Annotated in this window: 31 protein-coding genes, 1 pseudogene and 1 riboswitch; of the genes and pseudogenes, 7 read left to right on the forward strand and 25 right to left on the reverse strand. The window is 44.1% G+C overall.

Annotation, left to right across the window (positions count from 1 at the left end):
• Positions 1-3: 3 nt before the first annotated feature.
• Positions 4-1,554, forward strand: coding sequence for a DHA2 family efflux MFS transporter permease subunit (locus tag F0265_RS16450; protein ID WP_171749712.1), 1,551 nt, complete (start codon positions 4-6; stop codon positions 1,552-1,554).
• Positions 1,555-1,587: 33 nt separating this feature from the next.
• On the opposite strand, the gene F0265_RS16455 is transcribed toward F0265_RS16450, so the two are convergent.
• The 14 genes from F0265_RS16455 to F0265_RS16520 all read right to left on the reverse strand — a co-directional run bounded on the left by F0265_RS16455 (position 1,588) and on the right by F0265_RS16520 (position 9,706).
• A complete protein-coding gene (locus F0265_RS16455) occupies positions 1,588-1,923 on the reverse strand; it encodes a hypothetical protein (protein WP_171749713.1) in 336 nt (111 codons plus the stop codon).
• Position 1,924: 1 nt separating this feature from the next.
• Positions 1,925-2,308 carry a DUF4345 domain-containing protein gene (locus F0265_RS16460; protein ID WP_171749714.1) on the reverse strand — a complete coding sequence of 128 codons (384 nt, stop codon included), beginning with the start codon at positions 2,306-2,308 and terminating at the stop codon, positions 1,925-1,927.
• 27 nt (positions 2,309-2,335) lie between these two features.
• Positions 2,336-2,767: a hypothetical protein gene (locus F0265_RS16465; RefSeq protein ID WP_171749715.1), complete on the reverse strand. Its 432-nt coding sequence runs from the start codon at positions 2,765-2,767 to the stop codon at positions 2,336-2,338.
• 22 nt (positions 2,768-2,789) lie between these two features.
• Entirely contained in the window at positions 2,790-3,185 is a 396-nt protein-coding gene (locus F0265_RS16470; RefSeq protein ID WP_171749716.1) for an NUDIX domain-containing protein, read from the reverse strand.
• Positions 3,186-3,220: 35 nt separating this feature from the next.
• A complete protein-coding gene (gene def, locus F0265_RS16475; RefSeq protein WP_006962566.1) occupies positions 3,221-3,727 on the reverse strand; it encodes a peptide deformylase in 507 nt (168 codons plus the stop codon).
• Between the two features lie 148 nt (positions 3,728-3,875).
• On the reverse strand, positions 3,876-4,307 hold the full coding sequence (locus F0265_RS16480) for a GNAT family N-acetyltransferase (RefSeq protein ID WP_171749717.1): 432 nt from the start codon (positions 4,305-4,307) through the stop codon (positions 3,876-3,878).
• Positions 4,308-4,412: 105 nt separating this feature from the next.
• Complete coding sequence (locus tag F0265_RS16485; protein WP_171749718.1) at positions 4,413-4,787, reverse strand: MmcQ/YjbR family DNA-binding protein; 375 nt, start codon at positions 4,785-4,787, stop codon at positions 4,413-4,415.
• A 31-nt stretch (positions 4,788-4,818) separates the two neighbouring features.
• Positions 4,819-5,358, reverse strand: a complete 540-nt coding sequence (locus F0265_RS16490; protein ID WP_171749719.1) for an AAA family ATPase — start codon at positions 5,356-5,358, stop codon at positions 4,819-4,821.
• A gap of 69 nt (positions 5,359-5,427) precedes the next feature.
• Complete coding sequence (locus tag F0265_RS16495; RefSeq protein ID WP_171749720.1) at positions 5,428-6,024, reverse strand: DJ-1/PfpI family protein; 597 nt, start codon at positions 6,022-6,024, stop codon at positions 5,428-5,430.
• A gap of 249 nt (positions 6,025-6,273) precedes the next feature.
• Positions 6,274-7,476: a maltoporin LamB gene (lamB, locus tag F0265_RS16500; RefSeq protein WP_171749721.1), complete on the reverse strand. Its 1,203-nt coding sequence runs from the start codon at positions 7,474-7,476 to the stop codon at positions 6,274-6,276.
• A gap of 310 nt (positions 7,477-7,786) precedes the next feature.
• Positions 7,787-8,431, reverse strand: a complete 645-nt coding sequence (bluB, locus tag F0265_RS16505) for a 5,6-dimethylbenzimidazole synthase (RefSeq protein WP_171749722.1) — start codon at positions 8,429-8,431, stop codon at positions 7,787-7,789.
• 90 nt (positions 8,432-8,521) lie between these two features.
• Positions 8,522-8,914 carry a hypothetical protein gene (locus tag F0265_RS16510; protein WP_171749723.1) on the reverse strand — a complete coding sequence of 131 codons (393 nt, stop codon included), beginning with the start codon at positions 8,912-8,914 and terminating at the stop codon, positions 8,522-8,524.
• Between the two features lie 13 nt (positions 8,915-8,927).
• Positions 8,928-9,302, reverse strand: a complete 375-nt coding sequence (locus F0265_RS16515; protein ID WP_171749724.1) for a hypothetical protein — start codon at positions 9,300-9,302, stop codon at positions 8,928-8,930.
• A gap of 44 nt (positions 9,303-9,346) precedes the next feature.
• Positions 9,347-9,706, reverse strand: coding sequence for a VOC family protein (locus F0265_RS16520; RefSeq protein WP_171749725.1), 360 nt, complete (start codon positions 9,704-9,706; stop codon positions 9,347-9,349).
• 288 nt (positions 9,707-9,994) lie between these two features.
• On the opposite strand from F0265_RS16520, the gene F0265_RS16525 reads away from it, so the two are divergent.
• A complete protein-coding gene (locus F0265_RS16525) occupies positions 9,995-10,852 on the forward strand; it encodes a DUF2608 domain-containing protein (protein ID WP_019274910.1) in 858 nt (285 codons plus the stop codon).
• A 160-nt stretch (positions 10,853-11,012) separates the two neighbouring features.
• Here F0265_RS16525 and F0265_RS16530 read toward each other — a convergent pair whose 3' ends face one another.
• Both F0265_RS16530 and F0265_RS16535 read right to left on the reverse strand, forming a co-directional pair.
• Complete coding sequence (locus F0265_RS16530; RefSeq protein WP_171749726.1) at positions 11,013-11,528, reverse strand: hypothetical protein; 516 nt, start codon at positions 11,526-11,528, stop codon at positions 11,013-11,015.
• 435 nt (positions 11,529-11,963) lie between these two features.
• Positions 11,964-12,509 carry a hypothetical protein gene (locus F0265_RS16535; protein ID WP_171749727.1) on the reverse strand — a complete coding sequence of 182 codons (546 nt, stop codon included), beginning with the start codon at positions 12,507-12,509 and terminating at the stop codon, positions 11,964-11,966.
• Positions 12,510-12,558: 49 nt separating this feature from the next.
• Between F0265_RS16535 and F0265_RS16540 the strand changes: the two are divergent.
• Positions 12,559-12,723, forward strand: a pseudogene (locus tag F0265_RS16540) (tyrosine-type recombinase/integrase); the annotation flags it as partial.
• A gap of 1 nt (position 12,724) precedes the next feature.
• On the opposite strand, the gene F0265_RS16545 reads toward F0265_RS16540, so the two are convergent.
• The 4 genes from F0265_RS16545 to F0265_RS16560 all read right to left on the reverse strand — a co-directional run bounded on the left by F0265_RS16545 (position 12,725) and on the right by F0265_RS16560 (position 15,998).
• Complete coding sequence (locus F0265_RS16545) at positions 12,725-13,114, reverse strand: ribosome recycling factor family protein (RefSeq protein ID WP_171749728.1); 390 nt, start codon at positions 13,112-13,114, stop codon at positions 12,725-12,727.
• 50 nt (positions 13,115-13,164) lie between these two features.
• A complete protein-coding gene (locus F0265_RS16550; protein ID WP_171749729.1) occupies positions 13,165-14,943 on the reverse strand; it encodes an EAL domain-containing protein in 1,779 nt (592 codons plus the stop codon).
• Positions 14,944-15,083: 140 nt separating this feature from the next.
• Entirely contained in the window at positions 15,084-15,821 is a 738-nt protein-coding gene (locus F0265_RS16555; protein WP_171749730.1) for a chromosome partitioning protein ParA, read from the reverse strand.
• A gap of 18 nt (positions 15,822-15,839) precedes the next feature.
• Positions 15,840-15,998 (reverse strand): hypothetical protein, encoded by a 159-nt coding sequence (locus F0265_RS16560; RefSeq protein WP_006962587.1) that lies wholly within the window; start codon positions 15,996-15,998, stop codon positions 15,840-15,842.
• A 284-nt stretch (positions 15,999-16,282) separates the two neighbouring features.
• On the opposite strand from F0265_RS16560, the gene F0265_RS16565 reads away from it, so the two are divergent.
• Entirely contained in the window at positions 16,283-16,621 is a 339-nt protein-coding gene (locus tag F0265_RS16565; RefSeq protein ID WP_006962588.1) for a 50S ribosome-binding protein YggL, read from the forward strand.
• Between the two features lie 45 nt (positions 16,622-16,666).
• Here the strand turns inward: F0265_RS16565 and F0265_RS16570 are convergent, their stop codons facing one another.
• Positions 16,667-16,909: a hypothetical protein gene (locus F0265_RS16570; protein ID WP_065741639.1), complete on the reverse strand. Its 243-nt coding sequence runs from the start codon at positions 16,907-16,909 to the stop codon at positions 16,667-16,669.
• A gap of 230 nt (positions 16,910-17,139) precedes the next feature.
• On the opposite strand from F0265_RS16570, the gene F0265_RS16575 reads away from it, so the two are divergent.
• Together F0265_RS16575 and F0265_RS16580 are read left to right on the forward strand one after the other, a co-directional pair.
• On the forward strand, positions 17,140-17,382 hold the full coding sequence (locus F0265_RS16575; RefSeq protein ID WP_171749731.1) for a hypothetical protein: 243 nt from the start codon (positions 17,140-17,142) through the stop codon (positions 17,380-17,382).
• 293 nt (positions 17,383-17,675) lie between these two features.
• Positions 17,676-17,780, forward strand: a riboswitch (glycine riboswitch).
• A gap of 109 nt (positions 17,781-17,889) precedes the next feature.
• A complete protein-coding gene (locus tag F0265_RS16580) occupies positions 17,890-19,263 on the forward strand; it encodes a sodium:alanine symporter family protein (RefSeq protein WP_171749732.1) in 1,374 nt (457 codons plus the stop codon).
• 33 nt (positions 19,264-19,296) lie between these two features.
• Here F0265_RS16580 and F0265_RS16585 read toward each other — a convergent pair whose 3' ends face one another.
• Positions 19,297-19,911 carry a LysE family translocator gene (locus F0265_RS16585; protein ID WP_171749755.1) on the reverse strand — a complete coding sequence of 205 codons (615 nt, stop codon included), beginning with the start codon at positions 19,909-19,911 and terminating at the stop codon, positions 19,297-19,299.
• Between the two features lie 266 nt (positions 19,912-20,177).
• On the opposite strand from F0265_RS16585, the gene F0265_RS16590 reads away from it, so the two are divergent.
• Positions 20,178-21,662, forward strand: coding sequence for a carboxypeptidase M32 (locus tag F0265_RS16590; protein WP_171749733.1), 1,485 nt, complete (start codon positions 20,178-20,180; stop codon positions 21,660-21,662).
• Between the two features lie 31 nt (positions 21,663-21,693).
• Here the strand turns inward: F0265_RS16590 and F0265_RS16595 are convergent, their stop codons facing one another.
• The 3 genes from F0265_RS16595 to F0265_RS16605 form a co-directional block, all read right to left on the reverse strand.
• Complete coding sequence (locus tag F0265_RS16595; RefSeq protein ID WP_171749734.1) at positions 21,694-22,251, reverse strand: thiamine phosphate synthase; 558 nt, start codon at positions 22,249-22,251, stop codon at positions 21,694-21,696.
• 137 nt (positions 22,252-22,388) lie between these two features.
• Positions 22,389-22,679, reverse strand: a complete 291-nt coding sequence (locus F0265_RS16600) for an antibiotic biosynthesis monooxygenase (protein ID WP_171749735.1) — start codon at positions 22,677-22,679, stop codon at positions 22,389-22,391.
• A 71-nt stretch (positions 22,680-22,750) separates the two neighbouring features.
• On the reverse strand, positions 22,751-23,650 hold the full coding sequence (locus F0265_RS16605; protein ID WP_171749736.1) for a helix-turn-helix transcriptional regulator: 900 nt from the start codon (positions 23,648-23,650) through the stop codon (positions 22,751-22,753).
• Positions 23,651-23,713: the final 63 nt, after the last annotated feature.

The raw sequence follows: 23,713 nt of genomic DNA on the forward strand, positions 1-23,713 counted from the left end.
TCCATGTCGGAAGCAACCTTAAACGCACCGTCAGCTCAAGGCAGTGAAGTGCCAACACGCCACTGGATCGCTTTATTTGGTGGCTTGATTGGCGCCTTCATGGCCATTCTCGATATTCAGATCACCAACTCGTCACTGAAAGACATACAAGGTGCGCTGTCTGCGACTCTGGATGAGAGCTCATGGATTTCGACATCCTATTTAGTCGCTGAGATGATTGCTATCCCACTCAGTGGTTGGTTGTCTAAAGCGCTGGGCAAGCGTCGTTACCTGACTTGGACTACAGCAATCTTCACACTGTCATCACTGCTTTGCTCTTTTTCATGGAACATGACCTCGATGATCGTCTTCCGCGCAATGCAAGGTTTTAGTGGCGGTGCATTAATTCCTCTCGCCTTCTCTCTGGTTATTCAGCTACTGCCGATTAACAAGCGAGCCGTTGGTATGGCGTTGTTTGGTGTTACCGCTACGTTTGCTCCGTCCATTGGTCCAACATTTGGTGGCTGGCTAACGGAAAATCTTTCCTGGCACTACATCTTTTATATCAACATTCCACCAGCGCTTCTGGTGATTACAATGATTCGCTATGGTTTGGATGACGAGAAGCTAAATCTAAATACCCTCAAAAAAGCCGATTGGTTCGGCATTGCGACTATGGCGTTAGGTTTGGGCTGCCTCGAAGTAGTATTGGAAGAAGGAAACCGTGAAGAGTGGTTCAGCTCTAGCTTTATCATTACGCTAAGCATTATCTCCGCCGTGAGTTTAGTGTACTTCGTTATCAATGAGTTACAGCACAAGAAACCGCTAGTGAACTTGAGATTGCTGCGTGACGGACAGTTTGCCATGTCGTGTATTGCTTATCTGATTTTGGGCATGGCCTTGCTAGGTTCAATCTATGTGCTGCCTCTGTACTTAACTCAGATCCAGCAATACAACGCAATGGAGATTGGTGAGGTCTTGATGTGGATGGGCTTTCCTCAGCTCCTGATCTTTCCGCTGGTTCCTAAACTGACTCAAATCATCAAACCTAAGTACTTAGTCACCTTTGGCTTCGCGATGTTCGGCTTGAGTTGCTACGTCAATACTCACATGACGATAGATTTCGGTGGTCACCAGCTGATTCTGTCGATGATTCTACGTGCTATTGGCAGCCCGTTCATTATGGTGCCGTTATCTCTGGTCGCGATGAAAAACATCAGCAAGCTAGACACTCCAGATGCCTCAACACTGACCAATGTTATGCGTAACCTTGGCGGTGCTTTTAGTATTGCTATCATTGCGACCTTGCTCGACAACAAAACCCGTGAACACCTCGCACATATTAAAGAATCTCTGCCATCGGTGAGTACATTAGGTTGGGATACGCTGCATCAGCAGCAAGCCTTCTTTATGCAATCTGGAAGTGACGCCGCCACAGCTATGATGCAAGCTGAAGCCAGTTTACTCAGTACCATGCAACGCGACGCCGCGATCATGGCCTACAACGATGTCTTCCTGATGATGACCGCTTTTCTAGCGTTAGCAGCGGTACTCATTCTTAATATGAAGAACTAACTTCATAACGAAGATTAAAATCTGGGAGCGACGTTACCAAGTCACTTCGCGCCCATTTTCCACCACGAAGCCTGAACTTAGAATCGTTGTCATAACCAATACGTTTTTGGGCTCGACAGAAAAACTCTCTGATAAGGCTTTTGCCAACCCCAGCTGTAGCGCGCTCACTGATTTTTCTGACCAGACTGACGGCAAACAAAGGTTCGCAATGATTGAGTACGACTTCCCCTCTTGCCACTCAGCCCGAACAAAATTAATGGTCATATCTGTGGTAGGCTGCTCAGACAAACTGCCCCAGCGCTCAATAACTTCACCGGTCTCTGCTTTGGAAACCAAATCCGACAAGATTGTGCAATGTGCTATTGGCATATCAGCCCCCTGTTTTTTCTGATTTAAACAGATATAGGGCAAGCAGCGACACTCCAACTTCTAACATGAGATAGAAATACATCGTGCTGTTGGTTTCACCATCACTCACTAAGCCGATGATTCTCCCTGTTGCCATACTCGCATTGACAAAAATGACAGCCAGCAAGCCTATTGTGAGTGTTGACGGCTTTTGCGAAAGCAGGAAAAGGATAAGCGCAACACCGACAGACATGCCGCCATAGGTTGCCCGTATATCAGCCAACATAGATGCAGAAGTCGCATACCCACCAGTCGCATGGTTAAGCATACTGCTCGGTGCAATAGCGAACGCCAGACCATAGAAAAAGAATACGGCAGAAGTCAGTAGAATGAGGCCTTTTGACATAGGGAAGATTCCTCTACCTCTAAAACACTAGTTTGGCTTAACCTGAACGAGCTTGAGATATGAGTGTAGCTCACCGTTTTTGTATTCGATGGCGGAATGAATATTGACGGCTTGGCAGCCTATCACAGCAAATGTGTAGCAGTTATTCGCTTTATAGATTTCCACATGCAGAATACCGTCGTGCAGTTGCCAATGACCTTGAGTCGGAAATCGGTCAAACAAACGGAACTCTTCTAATGTCCCGTTAGCATGAAAGACGACTTCAGTTATGTAGCCGCCAGTGCAGGATTTAATCCAATGCGTATCTTGAATATCACAAAACGTGAGCTGACGTTTTTCATCTAACCACGCTTCATAGCAATCACTAGCCTGCACCGTTTTGTCTATATTTTTAAGTTCACGCAGCTCTTCATGGGATTCACGCCAGAAGAGAGGTAACAATGCCGCAGCTTGATTCATAGTCCCCCCCCCTCTCAAGTCACTAGCAAAGATGATGATTCACTCGTTTGAATTCTTCTATCGCTCGCTTATCTGCCTCAATCGAAACTGAATCTGATTCAAGCTTTTTCCAACTTACGCTCTCCGCTTCCAGTGCTTTAATCTCACCTTGCCACTCAGTCACAACGTAATAATGCAGAAGCTGTAACTCAGAGGTGGGATGGTAAAGAGAACACAAGTAATGATACTTATTGGCGGTAAGATCCAATTCTTCTTTTAGCTCACGGCACAGGGCTTGTGGCTGAGTTTCGCCATCTTCGATATGTCCACCGGGAATACAGGTTAAGCCAGGGTCACTCGCTTTATGTATCGACCTCTTTTCCAGCAGTATTTGGTTGTTATCCACTAAAAGAAATGACACACATTCAAAAGGCTGCATTAAGTACACTCCCTGTATTTATCATTTTATCATGTTTAGCTTGCCATTGTTTTGATGTGTTTTTTCACTTTTTTCAATGCCATACGCTGCTTTAATGGAGAAAGATAGTCGATAAACAGATTACCTGCCAAGTGATCGATTTCATGCTGCATGACAATCGCAAGAAAATCATCACTTTCAATCCTCACAGGTTCGCCGTGTCTATCTAGAGCTTCAACGACAACGGATGTGTAACGCTCAACATCAGCATAATAATCCGGGACGGATAAACACCCTTCTTGTCCCATCGCTCGATTCTTACCCTCTACTACTTCTGGATTCACTAATATCAGTGGCTGATCGCGGCTCTCCGACAGGTCAATAATCACAATAGCCTCACGGTGGCCCACTTGAGTTGCCGCCAAACCAATTCCATTACTTGTCGCGTAGAGTGTTTCCAGCATGTCATCGATTAGGGTCTGAACGGATTGAATGTCCGATACTTTTTCAGCTTTTATCTTTAACTTTGGATCTGGTGCGGTAAGAATCTTTAAGACAGCCATTAGGTTCCTTATATGAAAATTAAATTGCGTAAATAACCTATCATTTAGGCTATATAAGTCACTGTAAATAATGAATATATACGGAAACGCTCAAAGTTATTAGCTTTGAGCGTTTCTTCTAACAGATTGAGTGACGACAAACCGGGACTTAGAGCGTCATATACAAAATTGGAAATGGTTTTCCCATATCATCAACAGGTGAGCGCGACTCAACATGGAACCCCATGTGTTTGTAAAAGTCGACCGCCATGGGGTTTTGCTCATTCACATCTACTTTGTTTACACCAAGATGCTTAATGGCATATTGCAATAATGCTTTCCCCACGCCCTTGCCTCTCGCGGTGTCTAACACAAACAGCATTTCTACTTTTGCTTTATGAACACCCACAAAGCCTAGAATATTGCCGGTTTCGTTTTTTATACACTTCAGTGTGACGGCCGGAAAAGCTTGTTCAATGATAATAGGTTTAAAAAACTCAATATCTTCTTCTGTTATGAAGTCATGAGTCGCTCGGACTGAGTTTTCCCAAACATCCAGCATCTCTGCGAAATTTTCAGGAAGCACATTTTCTACATTCATAATGAGTCACTTAATTCGTAAGTTGTATCCATGTGCAGCCGCGAATGCGGATCCTAGCAACCGCGAGAAACAAAGTATAGATTGGAGAAAGGAAATGACAGGATGCTAACTTTTCGCTTCCAAGTTCAACCCAAGTTCACTTTGCTTACGTTTACTCAAACCTGAAGCCACCAGCCGGTAAGACTCGCGCAAGTAATACTCTAGTTCTTCATCAAGTTCACCTGACGTTTCCACTTGCTGAATCCATTTCATTCCTCGGTTCGCAAAGTAAGGTGCAGGAATATACCCGTCATGATCGCTGAGAAAATCAAAATTTAGCGGGGAGGTTTTAAACGTAAAGGCGGGTTTGTCCGATTTGCCCCAACCGCCGACGGCAAATACCTTACCCCCTACTTTCCAAACATGAGAATCCCCCCATTGCACAATATGGGTAGTCGCGGGAAGCTCAGAACAAAACTGATTAAACTGCTTGTAAGTCATGCTTATCTCTTCAGTTACTTATTGATTGAGGTTAACGAGAGCTTAGCGCATCAAGAACAAATCGTGATCTTTGCTCAACGCTACCTTTTGGTACTTCCGTTAAGGTGTAGCCAAATGATTGATAAGCTTCGCGCATTTTTTCATAAGTGGTCACGGCTTCGGCAAAGTCTTGCTTCCTTTCCGCATCGTTGGCAAATATCTCTTTCCAAGGAGGGAAAACAAACACCTGTAGGTGATATCTGAGTTGATAGCAGTGCTGTATGAGACTCTCAGTGAAGGCCAAGTCCTCTAATAAACTATAACCGTAACTATCGACAATACTTCGGTCGAAAAACACGAACTCTTCCCCAACACCAATTCGACGATATTTGTCTATTTCTGCTGAAACCATGGCGTCACGAAAAGCGGTTTTATCCAACCATGGAAGGGCACTACCACCGCTCTCAACCTGCTGTTGAATCACTCGTCGACCAACTTCGTCAGCGGTCTTGTACCCCAGGCTTTGCAGGTGTTCTATAACCGATGTTTTCCCTGAGCCAGGCCCACCTGTAAATACAATAAAACGTTCCATTGAATTCCTATTAGCTGAAGGAAAAGGCGGATGAACGGCCACCCAATGCCATAGCGTTCACTCCTTCAATTACAAGAATGGCGTCACAGTTGATAGGCACTTTATGACTGTTTGTTCTTTTTCTCCCACTGGCGCGACATAATGGATAGCACTCTCTGCTTGCTCTACTCCAGCCAATTTACTAATAGTCCAGCAAGCCAAGTACTTAGACGCTAAACAACCGCCTGCGGTTGCGATATTTCCATTGGCATAAAATGGCTGATTCAGAACTTCCACACCAGCTTCCAATACCCATGGTTTGGTGGTCAAATCGGTGCATGCGGGCGTGTTATCTAAAAGCCCCAGAGCAGATAACAATAAGGTTCCTGAACACTGTGCTCCAATCAGTTGCTTACTTGGATCCAGCGATAATCTGGATAGCACAGCACTGTCTTTAGCAATCTCTCGGGTCAGGCTTCCACTACCAAAAAGCACCGCATCCGCTTGGTTAGCAAACTCTAAAGGTTGCTGGGCAGCAATGGACACACCGCTCATTGATGTGACAGTTTCACTTGGGCTGGTAATTTGAACATTCCAGCCAGCACTTTTCATTCGGTTGAGGATCCCAGAAGCAATAAATGAGTCCAACTCATTAAAGCCTTGGAAAGTTAACACAGCAATGTCCATATTATTCCCTGACGACAGTGGTTTCACGTTTTTTCATCTTATCAAGATGACAATGAGATAAGTACCCAAGTTTGGCAAACTAACGTCAAGAATAAGTCTTAATTTATAGCAACTTAATAAAACAGGCGAATGGTGCAGCAATGATGTGATATTAAGAAAGAAGTGAGATTTGGAAAGAGCTACTTTGAAGAGTTTAGGCGGGATAACTCTATCCCGCCCAGCAAGAAAAGTTAGTGGACTACGAAGCGCTTACCACCAAGCTTCTACCTGCATACCAACACTGATTTCTGTGTCTTTACCAGTACCAAAAGCATTATCATTTTCTGCATCATTCAGGTACGTAGCGAATACTCGAATCTCAGGTCGAGACCAAAAACCCGCTTTAGGTACCCAAGCCTGTGCAACAGTAAACTTGCTACCTGCACTGTCTACGTTATTGATCTTTTCTGAGAAACCACCAATTTCCAGAATGGTACGCATTCTATCTGTCCATTTGTAGAGCGGACGAACTACAACGCTGAGTGTGGAATCATCCGTCGCAGTACCATCCACATCTGTGGCTGCGGCATAACGGATAGAGTGACCAAGTTCAATTTTGTCTCCAACAGAAACAACACCCCAGTTAATCAGACGGTAACCTTTCGCATCATTGTTTGCGGCATCACGAACCAGACCATTACCGTGACCAAATGTCGTCATTTGCTCCGCGTAACCAGAATTCGCTAGCTGAAGGATTGTTTTATTGAAGCCACTATCTAATGATTGCTGAAGGCTTGCCGTAAACATCAGGCTGTTGTCGGCATCCAGTGACTGACCACTACGTTCGTTACCTGCGTGATAATCCAAGCCAACTTCCAAATCTGCATTTTCCCACATTGGGATACCAGCGTATCGAACATCGGCAATAACAGCCGTCGTTTCCTGACCGTCATCTAGATCGCCAGCCACAGTGTCTTGTAGAAGCGCAACAGACAGCTTACCCGGCCCCATATTAATGTGTTCAACACCACCACCGATACCGCTGACGTCCCAGTAGTAGTTATCCACGATATGAACATCGTGACGTTGGTAGTAACGTTCACCCGCCCAAATAGTGATGTCTTTATCTTCAAATAAACCTGTTGCCTGAACGTTCAGCTGTGCTACTTCAACACTGCGATCTTTGGAGTTTTGGTCTTGCCCTTCCCAGTATTTAAGCATCGAGTCAACAACGAATGACACATCATCCTCTGCGTACACTTCTTTTTTCAGGCCAAACTCACCATACAGATCATCTTCGTTACCAAGACGACCGACCTTGTTCACTTCCCACTTGCTGTTAGAACCGCCCTCGTTACTCAGTCCGACACCACCGCGCATGTAGCCGTAAAATTCGACGGGAGAAGTGGCGGCTAATGTACTGGTTGACAGGATGGCAACGGAAAGTGCGCTGGCAATAGGTAATAGTTTCATAATCCTTTCCTTGTAGCGTTAAAGCTCAATTGATTCACTCAAGTTTGTATATTTTATGATTTATGGGAACAATCCCATGGGATCGATCCCATCCTGAAGTGATAATTTAATCAAGGAAAGTAATCAGCATGATTATTGTGATCAGCGTAACTATTAGGCTTATTAATAAGTGAGCTAGTTATCGGTTTGACAACCGAGTAAAGAGCTCATAATTTGTTCAACTAGAAATCAGGGAGGAGATGGGAAAATTTGGAGTGTTAAGCCATTTAAGGCATTGATTAATTATACAAAATCAAAATAAGGTGGCCACTTACTGTGACCACTTTTCTTTATGAATCAGCTGGTTGAGCTCCTCTCGCTTGAGCCAACCAAACTCTTCAAGCTCGGGCTTATCATTAAATTTCGACACGTAACCTAGACACAAATAGCCGATAATATCCTTGTCTTCAGGAATACCCAGCACACTTCTAAGCACTTCATCATGAATAATGCTAACCCAACCAAGACCGATGTTTTCTGCTCTGGCTGCCAGCCACATATTCTGAATGGCGCAAACCGTACTATAGAGATCCATTTCAGGCTTAATTGTCCGCCCTATGACCACAGGGCCATTGCGTTCTCTGTCACATGTGACGCATATTCCTAGCGGTGCTTCCAAGATGCCTTCAAGTTTGAAGCTACGATATTGTTCACGTTTCTCTTCGGAGAATTGCTCAGCTGATTCTAGCCTAGCCTTATCATACCCCTGCTTGATAGCCTTCTTGGTTTCCTCTTCGGTGACAAGAATGAAGTCCCAAGGCTGCATAAAACCAACACTAGGGGCATGATGCCCAGCGGTAAGAATTCTCAACAACACATCTTCTGGAATTGCTTTAGGAATGAAATCGCGACGTACATCCCGACGGGAAAAGATCACTTTATACAGTGCATCCCTTTCTTCTTCATTAATGAACATACGTGCTCTCCCTCAAAAAGTGAGAATTGTATTAGTAATGCTTAGGAACGCCAAGAGACGAGCGCGCTTAATCAGAATTAATTGGAAGGTTCAGGTTGTTTCGTCGTCATATGGCAGGTCCTCAGGATCTACGCCGATGTAATCAGGCTCAACATAATCGGGTAACTGAACCGCACGTATCGAATGTTGCCCCATAAGTAAAGCCTTGCATACTCGATGCATACCATCCATTATCCTTCCCTGATGACACAATATGATTGGATAGGATAAATCCACATAGTTAATTAAAGCAGCATGCTCAAGGACACTTCGGCAAGTCGGTTTCGCCCCACCGAGTTCATACCAAAACTCTTCATCCAGCTCACTGATATCAGAGATAGGCACGTCTATAATGGGAAGCTTTTTAGTAATTTCGATTAACCTAAGAACATCCCACGCCAATAAACCCTGCTCAGATTGGCGAAAATGATATTGTTGGCGCATAGAGATTCCTTATCTAAGCCATTAAATAGAAAAAGAGCAGAACACTCACTGTTCCAAATACAATCCACGAAAGGTGCCTGCCCTTCGAGCCCCAAAAAGCCACAGCACAGTGGATAGCAAATGTGGTCGCGATTATTTTTACGACTGTCGATTGACTAAACCCAGGCTGAGTGAGGCTGAAAACAATGGCAGCAAACCCTATCCAAGCGACAGAGGTTAGGTGCCAAGCGAAACGCAAAGTGCGCTTGGTAAAGTCATCGCTCCCAAAAAGCTTAGGCAAGTTGTCTCGATTGAATAGCCGCATCAGGATATAGCGTTCACCAAGGTAGGAATGAATGAACGAAATGGCAATCAGCAGCAAAGCGGACACGTATAAGGTAAGTTCCATTTCTTAAACCTTATCCAAAAAATAAATTCTGATACAACAACTCATTATTCTGCCAAATCGACTTGTACGATGGAGAAGCTATTCTTGTTGCAGTCTACGATATGAGTCATCAATCCGCCCCAGAACTGGTTTTCAGGTGGGCCCGTAAATTCAACGTCTCTTGCTGTTAAGGTCTCGTAGAAGCTACGGATGTTTTTGACTTCCAGGCTAAAACCTAAAAATCGCCCCGCTTCAAACTCACCGCTTTCTTCTTCCTCCAGCAACACCTGAACGTTCTCCAACTGGTAACCGATGAACCCTTCTTCTGGGGAGCCGAATACCTTGTTGAGTCCAAGTTTTTCCGTGTAGAAATTTTCTGACTCGATTAAACAACGACATGGGATTCTCATTGTGTTGATTTTCACTTTTCACGCACCTTGTGTTGGCTTCTCACCACTAAGCTAAACCATTTCCCTTCAAACGCAAAACAACTAACGCTACAGAATATAACGCTTTGTGTTGATTAATGGTTTGCGCACTTGTTCCTTCGCTTCTTTGCCAGAAAACCTCTTCTAGTGTGATGCCGATCTAGTTTGAAAATTAGATTCGATCGACAATCTGCGATATGTTTTGCAATGTTATAACATAACCATTATATTACTTGGCGTTCATCAGGTCGCCAAAGAAGAACCAATCTAAGGAAGACTTTCCATATGATGCTAAAAAAAGTAGCAGCACTTTGTGCGCTTTCATTTGCAAGCAGTGCAATGGCAGACGTAGTCGTGAAGGAAACAACCAAGTTTCAGGATGTGGCTGCGAAAGTAAATCAGTTAACGAAACAAGGTGAGAAACCGCTGATTGTTATTGATATTGATAACACCCTTCTGACCTCTACTTCTGATATCGGTGGCGACATTTGGTACCAATGGCAACGAGGTAAGCTGGATGTAAAACCTGCGGAAGGCGATAAAGTTGACTGTCTTTTCCAAGATTCTATTGGCCTACTCTACGAATTAGTACCAATGAAAATCATTGAAGACGACGTGCCAGCAACGGTAAGCGGTTGGCAGGACAAGGGGCTAACCGTCATGGCTCTGACATCCCGTTCACCAAACTATCGCTATGCAACTGAGCGTGAAATGATTCGCAACCAATACGACATGACACGTACCGCACTCAAAGAGAAGGGTTCTGACCAGCTTCCTGTTTACATTGATAACCCTAAGCGTCCTCTGAGCTACATCAACGGCATCATGATGACGACAGGTATGAACAAGGGCACCATGCTGGATTATATTCTGGATAAGACAGGCCAGAGCTTCAGCAGTGTCGTATTTATTGATGACAGTAAGAAAAACATCGTGAACATGGAAGAAGCGTATAAAGATGATGCTTCTGTCGACATGACGATTTTCCACTACACCAAAGTTGAAGAAGATCGTATCGCTGCAAATGGTGCCGTTCTAACGAAAGAGCAAGCCAACAAGATGGCAAGTGATTGGAAAGAGCTCAACCAAGTGCTGGATAAGATCGCACCTGCCCGTATTGGTGACACTTGCCTCGGCCAGTAGCGACTTGTGGGTGAAAACTGAATTTAAAGATTGTTGCGTGTGTCTGTACTCTTAAAAGTTAGCTCAAGGGCAAATTGGGGGCCCCACTGCGGACTTGATAGATAACGGACTCATGCAACGCCCTCTTAGAGCGATACCAAGATTGGTATCGCTTTTTTCGTCAAGCCATTTCGGCGCTTTCTTGATTTTGTTCATCTGCAACTTCAGCATCTCTTAGCTTTTGTATAAGCACAGGTAGATCATTGCGATAAAAGCTTGAGTTGTAGCCTTGCGCAGCAGATGGTAAAGCTTGGACAAACTGACACAATGGCTCAAAAGGCACTGTGGATTCATCATCACTACTATTCGGGATGAGCAACACCTTCTCATTCACCGTCAACAATACGCTTTCTAATGACTGTTCGTAATGTTCGACGTTTTCAGACGTTATTGGTTGAAACACGAAAAAGTAGTTAGGCAATCGAATAATCGAGCTCTCATCCTGCTTTGATAAGGCGCCAGAAAACACCCATTGCTGTGCTTCTGATTTGAATCGCTTCTTCATTTTTTCAACACGAGTGGTCAACGTTTTTTTCGCGTCTTGGGCTTCCTTCTTACGTTTAGCTTCAAAATAGAAGTACAAGGCAAAGAGGGTTAATAGAACAAAAAGGAGCGCAATAAGAATAAAAAAAGGCATGGTGATTTGCTTAGAATTAGGTGCTGAGTAGCTGAAAATAAAAGGAATTATACAAAATGATTCCTTTCATAACCAAAGGTTAATAGCAATTTAGTGAATTCCGAAACATTCCGTGCGGGTTGAGCTTAATAACAAGCATAAAATACCCATTGAAAGTCATCTAATGCAAACGGGCCAGAAGAAAACCTATCCTTTTCCGCCAACCCTCGTAATGTGCTAAAACTACTAGCTTCAAGGTTATGGTGAGGTAAGTGGGAGTTTAGTTACGCCATGGCCAGCATAGGGGATTAAACTCTACAAATCGTTACACATCACCAACCTATATGCCATCGTACTAACCTATTTGAAAGTATTACATGATGCATCATCTAAAGTGCTAGCACTAGATTGAGGTTTGGCATGAAATTTAAACTCAAGGGTTAGCTTATGACTAGTTCATTCAGACACTAACTCAGAGTAGAAATAATCATCAGGTTCAAGTTTTGTCTCTTTAATTCCCATTATTATAGTTCCATCATCATGAATGTATGAGAACCCTGCATAACTCGAGTCATTAATATTAACTTTCATTAAAATAACAATACTTTTTGAGCTTGCGTGCTCTAGTCTTATTGGAACTTGTTTGTATTGAAGTTCATTGTCAGCACTGGGGTTTAACCTTTCAATTAGACTCCTCATGACAGATGTAGCAACTTTAACTTTAGAGGAAGTATCTGTTAAGTTATGAACTAAGAGTTCAGGTGCAGAATCAAAATCACTTTTTACTTCAATAAGGACTCTTTTTTCATCATCGATGCTAATTCCTTCAATACAAAGGCTGGTTTTCTTTTCAAGTTTACAACTAGGATAGTAATCCGTGATTCCTGAACTTTGCAGGTCGATCTCGTATGCTGACAAGTAAGAAGATCCCATAATGAACATAGAGGGAACCACAAAAGCCCGAAAGAAAACACCAATCATCATAACTACATAATTACCCATAATCTAATAGTTAGCCAGGGCATATAACACAACCATGTTGATGCATCAAACGTTTCGTCATAGCTTTGCAACACACCTATTGCAGGCAGGAAGAGACATTCGCAGTGTTCAGGAGCTGTTGGGTCACAATGACGTTAAGACGACACAGATCTACACCCATGTTATCGGTCAACACTATGCAGGAACCGTCAGTCCTTTGGATAACTTGAACTAAATTACAGAACTTCTGACTCAAACCTAGCGGTACGAGCTTCTGAGAGTGAGCAGCCAGTGCGTTCCATCAACTCAGTGAGTGTAATCGTCGGGTCGGCAAGCAGTATGCGCTTAAGACGTTCTTCAGTGGATTCTCGTGGTGTAACACTTTGATTGATTTGTACATTCAACTTACTCAACACAAAGTCGAATTCTGTCGATTGCTCAGATAGGTTATTAAACAACTCAAGTAGTGCCTCGGGTTGACCAATCAGTTGCCAGTTTCTCGAACGACGAACACGCTTGAGCTCACAGTCGTGCTGTTTAGCGACAATACGCAGCTGCTTGTTCGCGTCACCACCAATTCTATGAATAAGCGAAGGGAGAGAGATAACAAGGTTTTCTGATGGCATTGCAGGGCTCAGTTAACGGACAACCGAGATACTCTACCTGACAATCAGGCTCATGCCGAGGCTTTACTTGGGTCAGAGCTGACATTAAATAGCGAAAAGAACTCTTTACCAGACAGAGGCTGAGAGAAGAGATAACCCTGATACTCATCGCAGTTTTCCTGACGCAGTACCTCTAGCTGCTGTTCGTCCTCGACGCCTTCTGCAATAACCTTGATATTTAAGCTGTGACCCATCTGGACTATCGTTCTGAGTAGCATACGATCTGCTTCGTGAATCGCACACTCATCGACAAAACACTTATCAATTTTAAGCACATCAACAGGGAGCTGTTTTAAGTAGCGCAAGCAGGAATACTCCACCCCGAAATCATCAATCGCCACAGAGATACCCAATGCTCTCAACTGCCCACAGATATCGGTCACCGCATCTGGGTCACTCATCAAAGCTGACTCGGTGATTTCAATCTGAAGTAGATGTGAAGGCAAACGCACCTCGCGCAAGATTTCACAAATCACTTTGAACAAGTCAGTATGATCAAACTGCACGTTTGAGACATTGACGGACACGCACAGATCCACACCCGCATCGTGCCACTCTTTGATTTGCTTGCACGCCTCACGCAACACCCAATGACCAAGGGGAACAATCTGAGCCGTTTTCTCAGCCACTGGAATAAACTCAGCGGGCGTTATTGAGCCAAGTTGAGGATGCTTCCAACGTACCAGCGCCTCTGCTCCCACCACTTCTGACGTCGTCGCTGACACTTTAGGTTGGTAATACAAAACGAACTGGTCTTTAGCCAGCGCGTTTTTGATTTCCGTTTCAATTTGATGCTGCCGAATTGTTTCACCTAACAACTCGTCATCAAACCAACACACAGAACCAGCCCCTTCTGAGCGGGCTTTATATAAAGCAAAGTCTGCGTTTTTGACCCAGACATCGAGATTGTCGGCCGCATCTCTGGCAAACGCCACCCCAATACAGAACCCGAGCCGGTGAGAGGTATTGTTAACATTGAAAAGGGTCTTCTTATGCCTGAGCAGAATTTCAATGGTTTCATCTAAGACCAATTCGACATCATGGGATTCAGCGATTAGTACAAACTCATCACCTCCTAAGCGATAGAGTTTGCCATAGCCCCCAATCAACTCATTGATGTGATTGGCAAACGCCACAAGTAAAATGTCACCATGACGGTATCCCAAACGATCATTAACGTTCTTGAACCCATCAAGCCCAATGTGCAGTAAACCAAAATGCTCGGCGTTTTCTTTGTTTACTTGTTTAATGTCGCTAAAGAAAGCGTGAAGGTTTGGCAGCTTAGTCAGATAATCCGTTACACTCTCTTGCTTATACGCCATGGCCTGTTCGCGAACTTTGACATAAAAATACGCCATGATGGTCGCGAACACAGTAATTGCACTGACTTCCGTCGCCACCTCAATAAAGAGTTGTAAGTCCGTTGAAGTGAGTTGGTAAAGATACCCATTCACTAACGCAGCACCAACAGCAATTGGCCACAAAGTCCCCGGGAAAAGTACGATGTAACAGAGTGGGATGAGTATTAAGGCGTCTCTGACGGAACCGATTTCAAATGGTTGAACCAACCCACCAATCAGAAACATCGCTACAGAAGAAAATGCAAACAAGTGGCGTAAAGTAAGATCGTTAGCAATCAAAGCCAAGATCATCAATATCGGAAAAATAAAGAATATGCGTGACCAACTGTGGTCCTGATTTACCAGTCCATAGGAGACAACCCCTACCGCGCAAAGAAAGGCAAGGTTAGCAATGATTTTTACCCACTCTGTACCATTATTCTTCTGCACGCTGCTTCCTTAACTGCATAAGCACGTTTGTCGAGGTTATCGGTCTATCCATTAAAATTAGTAATAAATCTATTAATTGCCTACTTTTGGCATAAAAAAACCTCCCTTGTGGGAGGTTTCATATCAATCTCAGTGCGATGTTACTGCAAACCTAATTCGTCCGTGAGCGCTTTCATTTGTTTGAGATCCATCTGATGCACTCTGATCATCTGATTCACCTGACTCAAGCGTGAGTTTGCTTCATCTTGCTTATCACATGAATCAGACTTTGCATCCCATGACGTTCCCGACAGATACAAATCACAATCTTTTTTCAGCTGTTTTACTTTAGGTTCAAGCTCTTCGCGCTCTTTTTCTAATGCTTCAAGCTCTTGCTTAACTTTAAGCTCTTGTTGGAATAACTCCCGTGACCGCTCAAACATTGTGGCTTGCATATCAGCCTGTCGATTTAGCTGATTATTCTCTCGGTTCGCCTCAGCAATTTTCTGCTTCTGTTGATTCAGTTGCTCTTCAAGAGATAGATTGACTTTTTCCAGTTCAGAAACCTCTGAACGTAGCGCGGCCAATGCATCTTCGTGTTCTTGCTGTTGCTCATCGATGGCTTGTTGCAGCTTAACTGCGATTTCATCATCCACTTTCGCCACTTTGTCTTCGACTTCAACAACCAGCTGTTTTTTATCTTCGACAAGTAACTGATACTTTTCTTCCAGCCCATTGTAGGCATTTTGCCATTTACCGGCCGTGACGACGGAGCCAACTAACCCACCTAGCGCTAATCCTAAGACACTCGCAATAATGATGTATAAATAACTGCGCTTATCTCTTTCTTCGATAACTACCACATCATCATTGTTATCCATTTCAGACTCGTTGTTCACTTCTTTGCTCCTACTGGTTTAGCGCATGAGTTCGGTTACCACCAAAGTGGCGGTATAAACTAAAAAGCCGGAGATCAGAGTAACAACGACATATTTTTGCAGCTTTTCGTTGGTTCGATACCGGATCAGAACAAACGCCAATGCCACCAAAAAAACAATCGCAATCAATCTTGTCATACTGTCTCCTTAGCCAGACTCTGCGCGAACCTCAATGGCCTGTTAACTCGTTCATTTATACCATTTTTTAAGAGCATTGGGTCAGAGTTAGGTTTGTTTTATACCCATTTGATTTAATTATATACACTCCCACTCCCGCTTCCTCCACTTCCACGTGGTTTAATCGTAACAAAACGCGACCTTTCCCAAACAACATTAGAATTTTACCCCTTTAACAGAATTATATTTGGGCTTGCATAGAATTTGAGGTATAAGGAGCTAACTCGAAAGTTTGAGGCAAAATAATGAAACCATTTAAGTTAGAAAATAAGAAACGTCGTATCCAGAAGAAGCTATTTTTGGGTGAGTTCGCGATGCTTGGATTCGAAGTCAGCTGTGAAACAACGATCACTGACTTTGACAACTACGACGCGTTTGTTGACGAGTTCATTGATTACATTGATGCGCTTGGCCTAAGCTTTGGCGGCGGTGGTCTTGAATTGTTTGAAGGCTTTATCTGTCACTCAGAAAGATACCAAAGTGTAACAGAAGAGCAACAAGCAAAAGTCGCAGAGTGGCTGGATGCGCGCGCTGATGTGAAATCAGTGCAAGTAAGCGAGCTGGTTGACGCGAACTACTTCTAAACTTTGCAATAGCGCCCTACTTAGGGCGCTATTACTATGTCATGTCTATTTCACTTCTAAACCTAGATTGTATTGCGCCAAGCATCGGGTGACATAACTCACTTTCAAAAATGCAGCTATTACGATGGTACTGATATGCGCAGCAATTTGAGCATTCAGGCTGAAGGAGTTAGCGTATGGATAAGAAATCAGCACGCTGACCACCAGTGCGAGAAAAGTGACGACCAGTCCAATATTTGAAACAGTCAAAAGTGTTTTGAATGTAGTGCGAGTTGGTTGAGCAAACATAGAGACCTCACTAGATTATTTTGTTTTTCTCTCTACAGTGCATTCTTCTTGCCAACTTTAAAATCCCCATATAATCAATAAAATAGAAACACCACCAAATCAAATAAAGTCAAAAAGACACTACAACAATCAAGTCAAAAGGACACATCTAAGTCATTTCATAGAAATTAAGAATAAATCGAACATATCGAGATATCACGCTCGAAGACTTTACTATTTCAGAACCGATTATGTTTCCTACCATCATGACCATCTCAGGAAGCTGCCGCGATACTGAAATGTACATAGAGGAGATTCCTAGAGGAGATCAAGACAATGTCTTTAGTCGATTTATTCAATTTGATCTTCGCTATGGTACGAGCGGCACCTTAACACCTGTCTCTGAAGTCTGTGACGTTACCCCTTCACAAATTGAGTATGACTTCGTTGATGGAAATTCCATCTTTAGCATCCGTACTCAAAACAAAGAATAAGTTTTAACTAAGAGCCTTTGAAGCTTTCAAAGGCTCTAATTATCCCCATTTCCACTCATTTCCCCCATTTTGTTATTCATGCAAAAAACTAATTGAATTACACAAAAATAATGATAGAGTTCACACGTTGGTAGCAACCAGTGCTATCAACCAACTTTTGCTCATTAAACGAGCAATCGTTCCGATGAAGACTGCAGGAGAGTGGTTATTTACCAAATTTTAACATTTGGGCAAGATAACCTACCGAAGAAGTAAATCTTTCAGGTGCTGTGAAAACAGCGAGGACTGTAGTTGGAGGAACCTCTGGAGAGAACCGTTAAATCGGTCGCCGAAGGAGCAAGCTTCATACTATCAATGTGTGTAGTGAAACTCTCAGGCAAAAGGACAGAGGAGTGAAAAGAACAACCTAGCTATGATCGCTTTTCTGCCTGTAGCGTTTGTTGAGACTTGTCGTCTCTACCCTTTCACTCTTCTCCTTAGTAATGCTTTATCAATTAAGGGGAAATCATGGATAACCTTCAATCTTTACTTAAAACTATCGACAGCTTTGTCTGGGGTCCACCACTGCTTATCCTGTTAGTGGGAACCGGTGTCTACTTTACTTTTCGCTTAGGCTTACTTCAGTTTCGACACCTACCGACTGCACTGAAAATGGTTTTCAGCAAAGATGATTCCAAAAAACCAGGTGATGTTTCAAGCTTCGCCGCTCTTTGTACCGCGCTTTCTGCCACCATCGGTACAGGTAACATTGTTGGTGTCGCAACCGCAATAAAACTTGGTGGCCCGGGTGCACTATTCTGGATGTTGCTTGCTGCTCTGTTCGGAATGGCGACTAAATACGCGGAATGCTTATTGGCTGTTAAATACCGCAAGGTAGATGACAAAGGCCAGATGGTTGGTGGACCAATGTACTACCTCCAATATGGGGTGGGTTCTCGTACGCTCGCATCGCTATTCGCCTTCTTCGCTTTGGGTGTTGCCTGCTTCGGTATTGGTACTTTCCCTCAGGTAAATGCGATTCTAGACGCTAGCCAGATCTCTTTTGGCGTGCCGCGAGAAGCATCCGCAGTGGTACTGACGCTAATAGTGGCGTTTGTCACGCTGGGTGGTATTCAGTCTATTGCTAAAGTCGCAGGAAAAGTCGTTCCAACGATGGCGCTGTTCTACGTGTTGGCTTGTTTGAGCGTGATTATCATCAACAGCGATCAACTGCTCAATGCTATCGAACTGGTTCTGGTGTCTGCTTTCACACAAACAGCGGCAACAGGTGGCTTCCTTGGTGCGAGCATCATGTTAGCCATCCAATCGGGTATTGCTCGTGGTGTCTTCTCTAATGAATCTGGTCTTGGTAGTGCTCCTATGGCAGCAGCGGCTGCGAAAACCGATTCGTGTGTGAGACAAGGTCTGATTTCGATGACAGGTACCTTCTTCGATACCATCATCATTTGTACGATGACAGGTCTTGCACTGATCCTGACTGGTGCGTGGCAAAGTGACTTTGCTGGTGCAGCGATGACGACTCACGCTTTTGCAGTTGGCCTGAATGCAGAAACGCTTGGCCCTATTCTGGTCTCTGTTGGTTTGATCTTCTTCGCCTTCACAACCATTCTGGGTTGGAACTACTATGGTGAGCGCTGTGTCGTATTCTTGTTCGGTACCAAAGCCGTTCTGCCATACAAGGTTATCTTCCTTGCTTTGGTGGCATCAGGCGCTTTCCTACACCTCGATATGATTTGGATTATCGCCGATATCGTTAACGGCTTGATGGCGGTACCTAACCTGATTGGTTTGATCTTGCTCCGTCATGTAGTGATTGAGGAAACGAAAGCGTATTTCTCAGCCGCTGTCGATAACTTAAAGCAACCTCAGATGCAGAGCTAACCAATAAAAAACAGCGGCTTAAGCCGCTGTTTTTTATTCTTCCACTATCAATTTCACACCTAAGCCAACGAGAACCACTCCTGTTGTAGCTTCCATCCGGCGCATAAACTTAGGACTTTTCAGCAAGTTCTTCGCTGAGTTTAAAGTACCTGCCAAGCCACATTGCCAAATCATTGCAATCACAAAATGGATAGCTGCCATCAAACTGGATTGCAAAAATGCTGAACCCTCGGGGTTAATAAACTGAGGCAAGAACGCGAGATAGAAAACCGCTGTTTTCGGATTAAGGATATTTGACAGAAACCCTTCTCGAAGAGAGCGTTTCATATCCAGATTATGCGTATGAGACTCCATGTTCGATAGAGCAACATCCCCTTTCCAGACCTCTCTTAAAGTTGTCGCCCCCAGCCAGATAAGATAAGCGGCGCCAACCATTTTAACGGCATTAAACAGTTCTGCCGACTGAGCCAAAATGGCGGAAATACCAATTGCTGAAAACGTCGCGTGGACAAACAGGCCTAAACAAATACCTAGACTGGTGGCAACGCCATCTTTCATTCCACCTCGGGAGGAATTGCGTAGCACCAGCGCGGTGTCTAGCCCCGGTGTTAGCGTTAAAATGGTAATGGCGATCAGAAACGCTTCCATATTGTTAATCACATCTACTCCTTTCTATGCCTCTGCTCGAATTCATCAAGGCCATTTGATAACCCTCTTCTATCATCAAAACGTCAGCGAATAAACCACGAAACGGAATTCTTTTCCGACACGCCAATAACATTTAAATCACTAAATGCTCGAAATAGTGTGATTTAACAGAGACTCAATCCAATGGATGTAACCGGATAGTACTTGGTCTGACTACGCGAGGTTGATACACTTTCCTTCTCCTAAATAGTCACGGAAGGCGACCCATGAGCGCATTCGAAAAACTCAAAGCACATTCTAAAAAAATCTCTCATTTCAGCCACCTTGCTTCTATTTGTGGTTGGGACCAAGCAGCAGTTATGCCTAGCGGCGGTAACCAAGCTCGCTCTGAAGCCATGGCGGAGCTCTCGGTTCATATTCACGGCCTTCATACTCAGCCTCAATTGGCAGACTGGTTTGCAGAAGCCGAAGGTGAATCACTCAACACAGATGACAAGGCGACACTTCGCGAGCTGAAACGCCAATGGCAGCAAGCCAATCTTCTCCCAGAAGAATTGGTTCAAGCTAAATCTCTCGCAGGTTCCAAATGTGAACATGCATGGCGTACACAACGTGGGGACAATGACTGGGTTGGGTTCGAGAAGAACTGGGCTGAGGTAGTGAAACTTTCTCAGGAAGAAGCGCAAATCCGAGCAGAAGCAAACGGACTCACTCCATACGATGCCATGCTGGATATCTACGAGCCCGGCACCAGCTCTGCTTCTCTAGACACCTTGTTTAGCAATGTGAAAAGCTGGTTGCCAGAGCTAATCGATGAAGTGATAGAAAAGCAGTCTACTGAGCAGTTTATTCAACCAGAAGGGCAATTCGCAACAGACAAGCAGAAAGCACTTGGTCTCGAAGTGATGAAGCTACTGCAGTTCGACTTTGAACATGGTCGTTTAGATGAGAGTGTGCACCCATTCTGTGGCGGTGTGCCATCGGATGTACGAATTACGACTCGCTACGATGAAAACGAGTTCGTTCAGTCACTGATGGGCATTGTGCACGAAACGGGCCACGCTCGTTATGAACAAGGACTACCAAAATCTCTTGCTGGATTACCTTCTGGTGAAGCTCGCTCTATGGGTATTCACGAGTCACAATCGCTATTTTTTGAAATGCAGGTCGGGCGTAGCGACGCCTTTATCGCTCATCTGGCAGGTTTTGCGGCCAAGCATTTCGATGGCCATAACCCAGCGCTATTCTCGCAGGAAAATTTCCACAAACTATACACCCGCGTGAAAAAAGACTTCATTCGTGTTGATGCCGACGAGCTTACCTACCCTGCACACGTTATTCTGCGCTACGAGATTGAGCGCGATCTGATCAACGGTAAAATCAAACATACCGATGTGCCTGAACTGTGGAATGAAAAAATGCAGGCTTACCTTGGATTGTCGACCAAAGACAACTTCAAGAACGGTTGTATGCAAGACATCCACTGGACCGACGGCGCATTCGGCTACTTCCCATCTTACACATTAGGTGCCATGTACGCCGCGCAGTTTATGGCAGCGATGAAGCAAACTGTCGATGTTGATGCAGCCATTCAATCTGGCGATTTAACGCCAATCTTTAGCTGGCTATCAGACAATATCTGGAGCAAGGGAAGCTTACTCACAACAGATGAGTTAGTGAAGCAAGCAACAGGTGACACACTCAACGCGCAATTCTTTAAAGATCATCTAAAGAATCGTTACCTAGGCTAAACGCAAAGGCTGGTGAATTCACCAGCCTTTTTTATTTCTCAAGCTGCCAAAAGTCTGAAATCCCGGCAACACCGTGCGCACCGTAGCTTTGTGCATGTTCTACGTTATGGGTACTTTGCCCACCGAGGGCAAAGGTTGGCATGTTCGCCAATTTGGATAGCTCCGCAAAGCGCTGCCAACCAATCGGAGTGGCATCAGGATGAGAGTTCGTCGCTTCCACTGGCGAAATAGTAATGAAGTCACACCCCGCTTGATTTGCCAGCTCAATCTCCTGCTCATTGTGACACGATGCCGCCAGATATTGTGCGCCACTGTGACGAACCGACTGAATCAAAGCCTTATCTGAGAGGTCTTTCGAAGTAAGGTGCACACCATGAAAAGGAGCTACGTCCGAGCCGTCGTAGGAAGCAGAATTGACTAAAACAATCCCTTTCACATAGGGGTCAATTACTTGCTTTAGAGACGATAAACTGTGCGACTTCGCTCTGAGCTGACATAAACCACTAACGCTTTGCAAAGTAAGTAATTGCGCCAACTCATCTAGGCTCTTCTCATTACGGGTAATGGCGTACTTTGCAGGTAACAACATTGGCGACTCTTTTCTCTTAAACAAATTCTGCTAAACGGCTGAAATGTTACTACTTGATCGCGAGATTTTCACCAGAATAGTTCCAGAAAATACAGGTTTAAAGTAGCGATGCACAGCGTCGCTACTTTAACTTGGTTTTATAGCTCACTGCTTTGAAAGTACTTGATCTCAGGTGGTGACTTTAAATATGAAGCAAGCTGGCTGAGGACACCATTGCTTTCAATAAATCGAAGATAACTCTTATGCTGTTCGACCGAGAGCCAAACTTCATCCAACAGCATCTCTTTATTATCTGACGCAAACAAAACAGAAACGCGCTTATTTCCCTCAAAAGAGCGAACGTTAGGTAAATTTTCAGCGAGAAATCCTTTCAATTCCTCAACACGTTCGGGAATTAGCGGGCAGTTTAACGTAACACGAATACTCATTATCCAATCCTTAACTAGTGAATTCGTGTTTAGGTTATGGAAACCATTCAGCCCTAACTACTCAAGAACAGTCATAACGACTCCATACCCGTCATCTGACCGTTTTTAATTTGTCTTGGGGACAGGCCATAACGCAATTTAAACGCCCGACTAAACTGCGAGACATTATCATATCCCACTTCATTAGCCGTCTGGGTCACTGAAAAGCCATGATTATTAAGGAGTTCCATGGCATGGGCCAGTTTCTTATCACGTAACCATTTTTGAGGCGTCACTTTATACAAGGCTTTAAAATCACGATTTAGACTCGACAAACTGCGCCCGGAAAGTTGAGCTAAATCCGTCACTGTCAGATGAATAACATTCTTGCTTGCCAGCAAACGTTCAAGATTACGTTTCAGCCCTTTTCGGACACCTAGCAATAATTCAGTTAGTTTTTTCGGCCCAGCCAGATAGGAAATGACGTGAAGTAACTCCAAAAGTTTCACGTGCATATAATCGGCTTCATTGATGTCATAACACAGAGACTGGAAATAACTCTTCAACAAATCTTGATTGTCTTCGATGTTGAAAAAGCCTTCCGAAGACAAGTTTGTCTCAGAAGGTTTTGACCTGCTTAGATACTCATCAATCACACTTGGATCGAAAAAGACTAAGTAAGCCTGAAGGTCATGCGCGTGTTTGACAAAATCTGAGTGAAGGTTCATTCCCTGTGGCAAAAATACAGCGGATCCAGAATTCAGTTCAACATTGTGGTTGTCACTATCAGTCAGTAATTCAGAGCCCCTTTCGATGTAGATAAAACAGGGCCTGTTGGTATAAAACTCTACATCAACGAGATCGTGTTCTAGCTGCTTACGGCATATGATTGAGTCTTTGTGACAATAAAGTACATGAACATCCCGCATTGCAAACAATCCCTGAGGAATGACTAATATGTTCTCTTGTGTGTGCTCGAAGATACTTCTCATGTCATGGGCTCTCACATTTTTCGCACTAAGAATCATAACGATGAATGATGGCTCAGCTCAAAA

This window comes from Vibrio sp. RE88, from assembly GCF_013113835.1.
Taxonomy (GTDB): domain Bacteria; phylum Pseudomonadota; class Gammaproteobacteria; order Enterobacterales; family Vibrionaceae; genus Vibrio.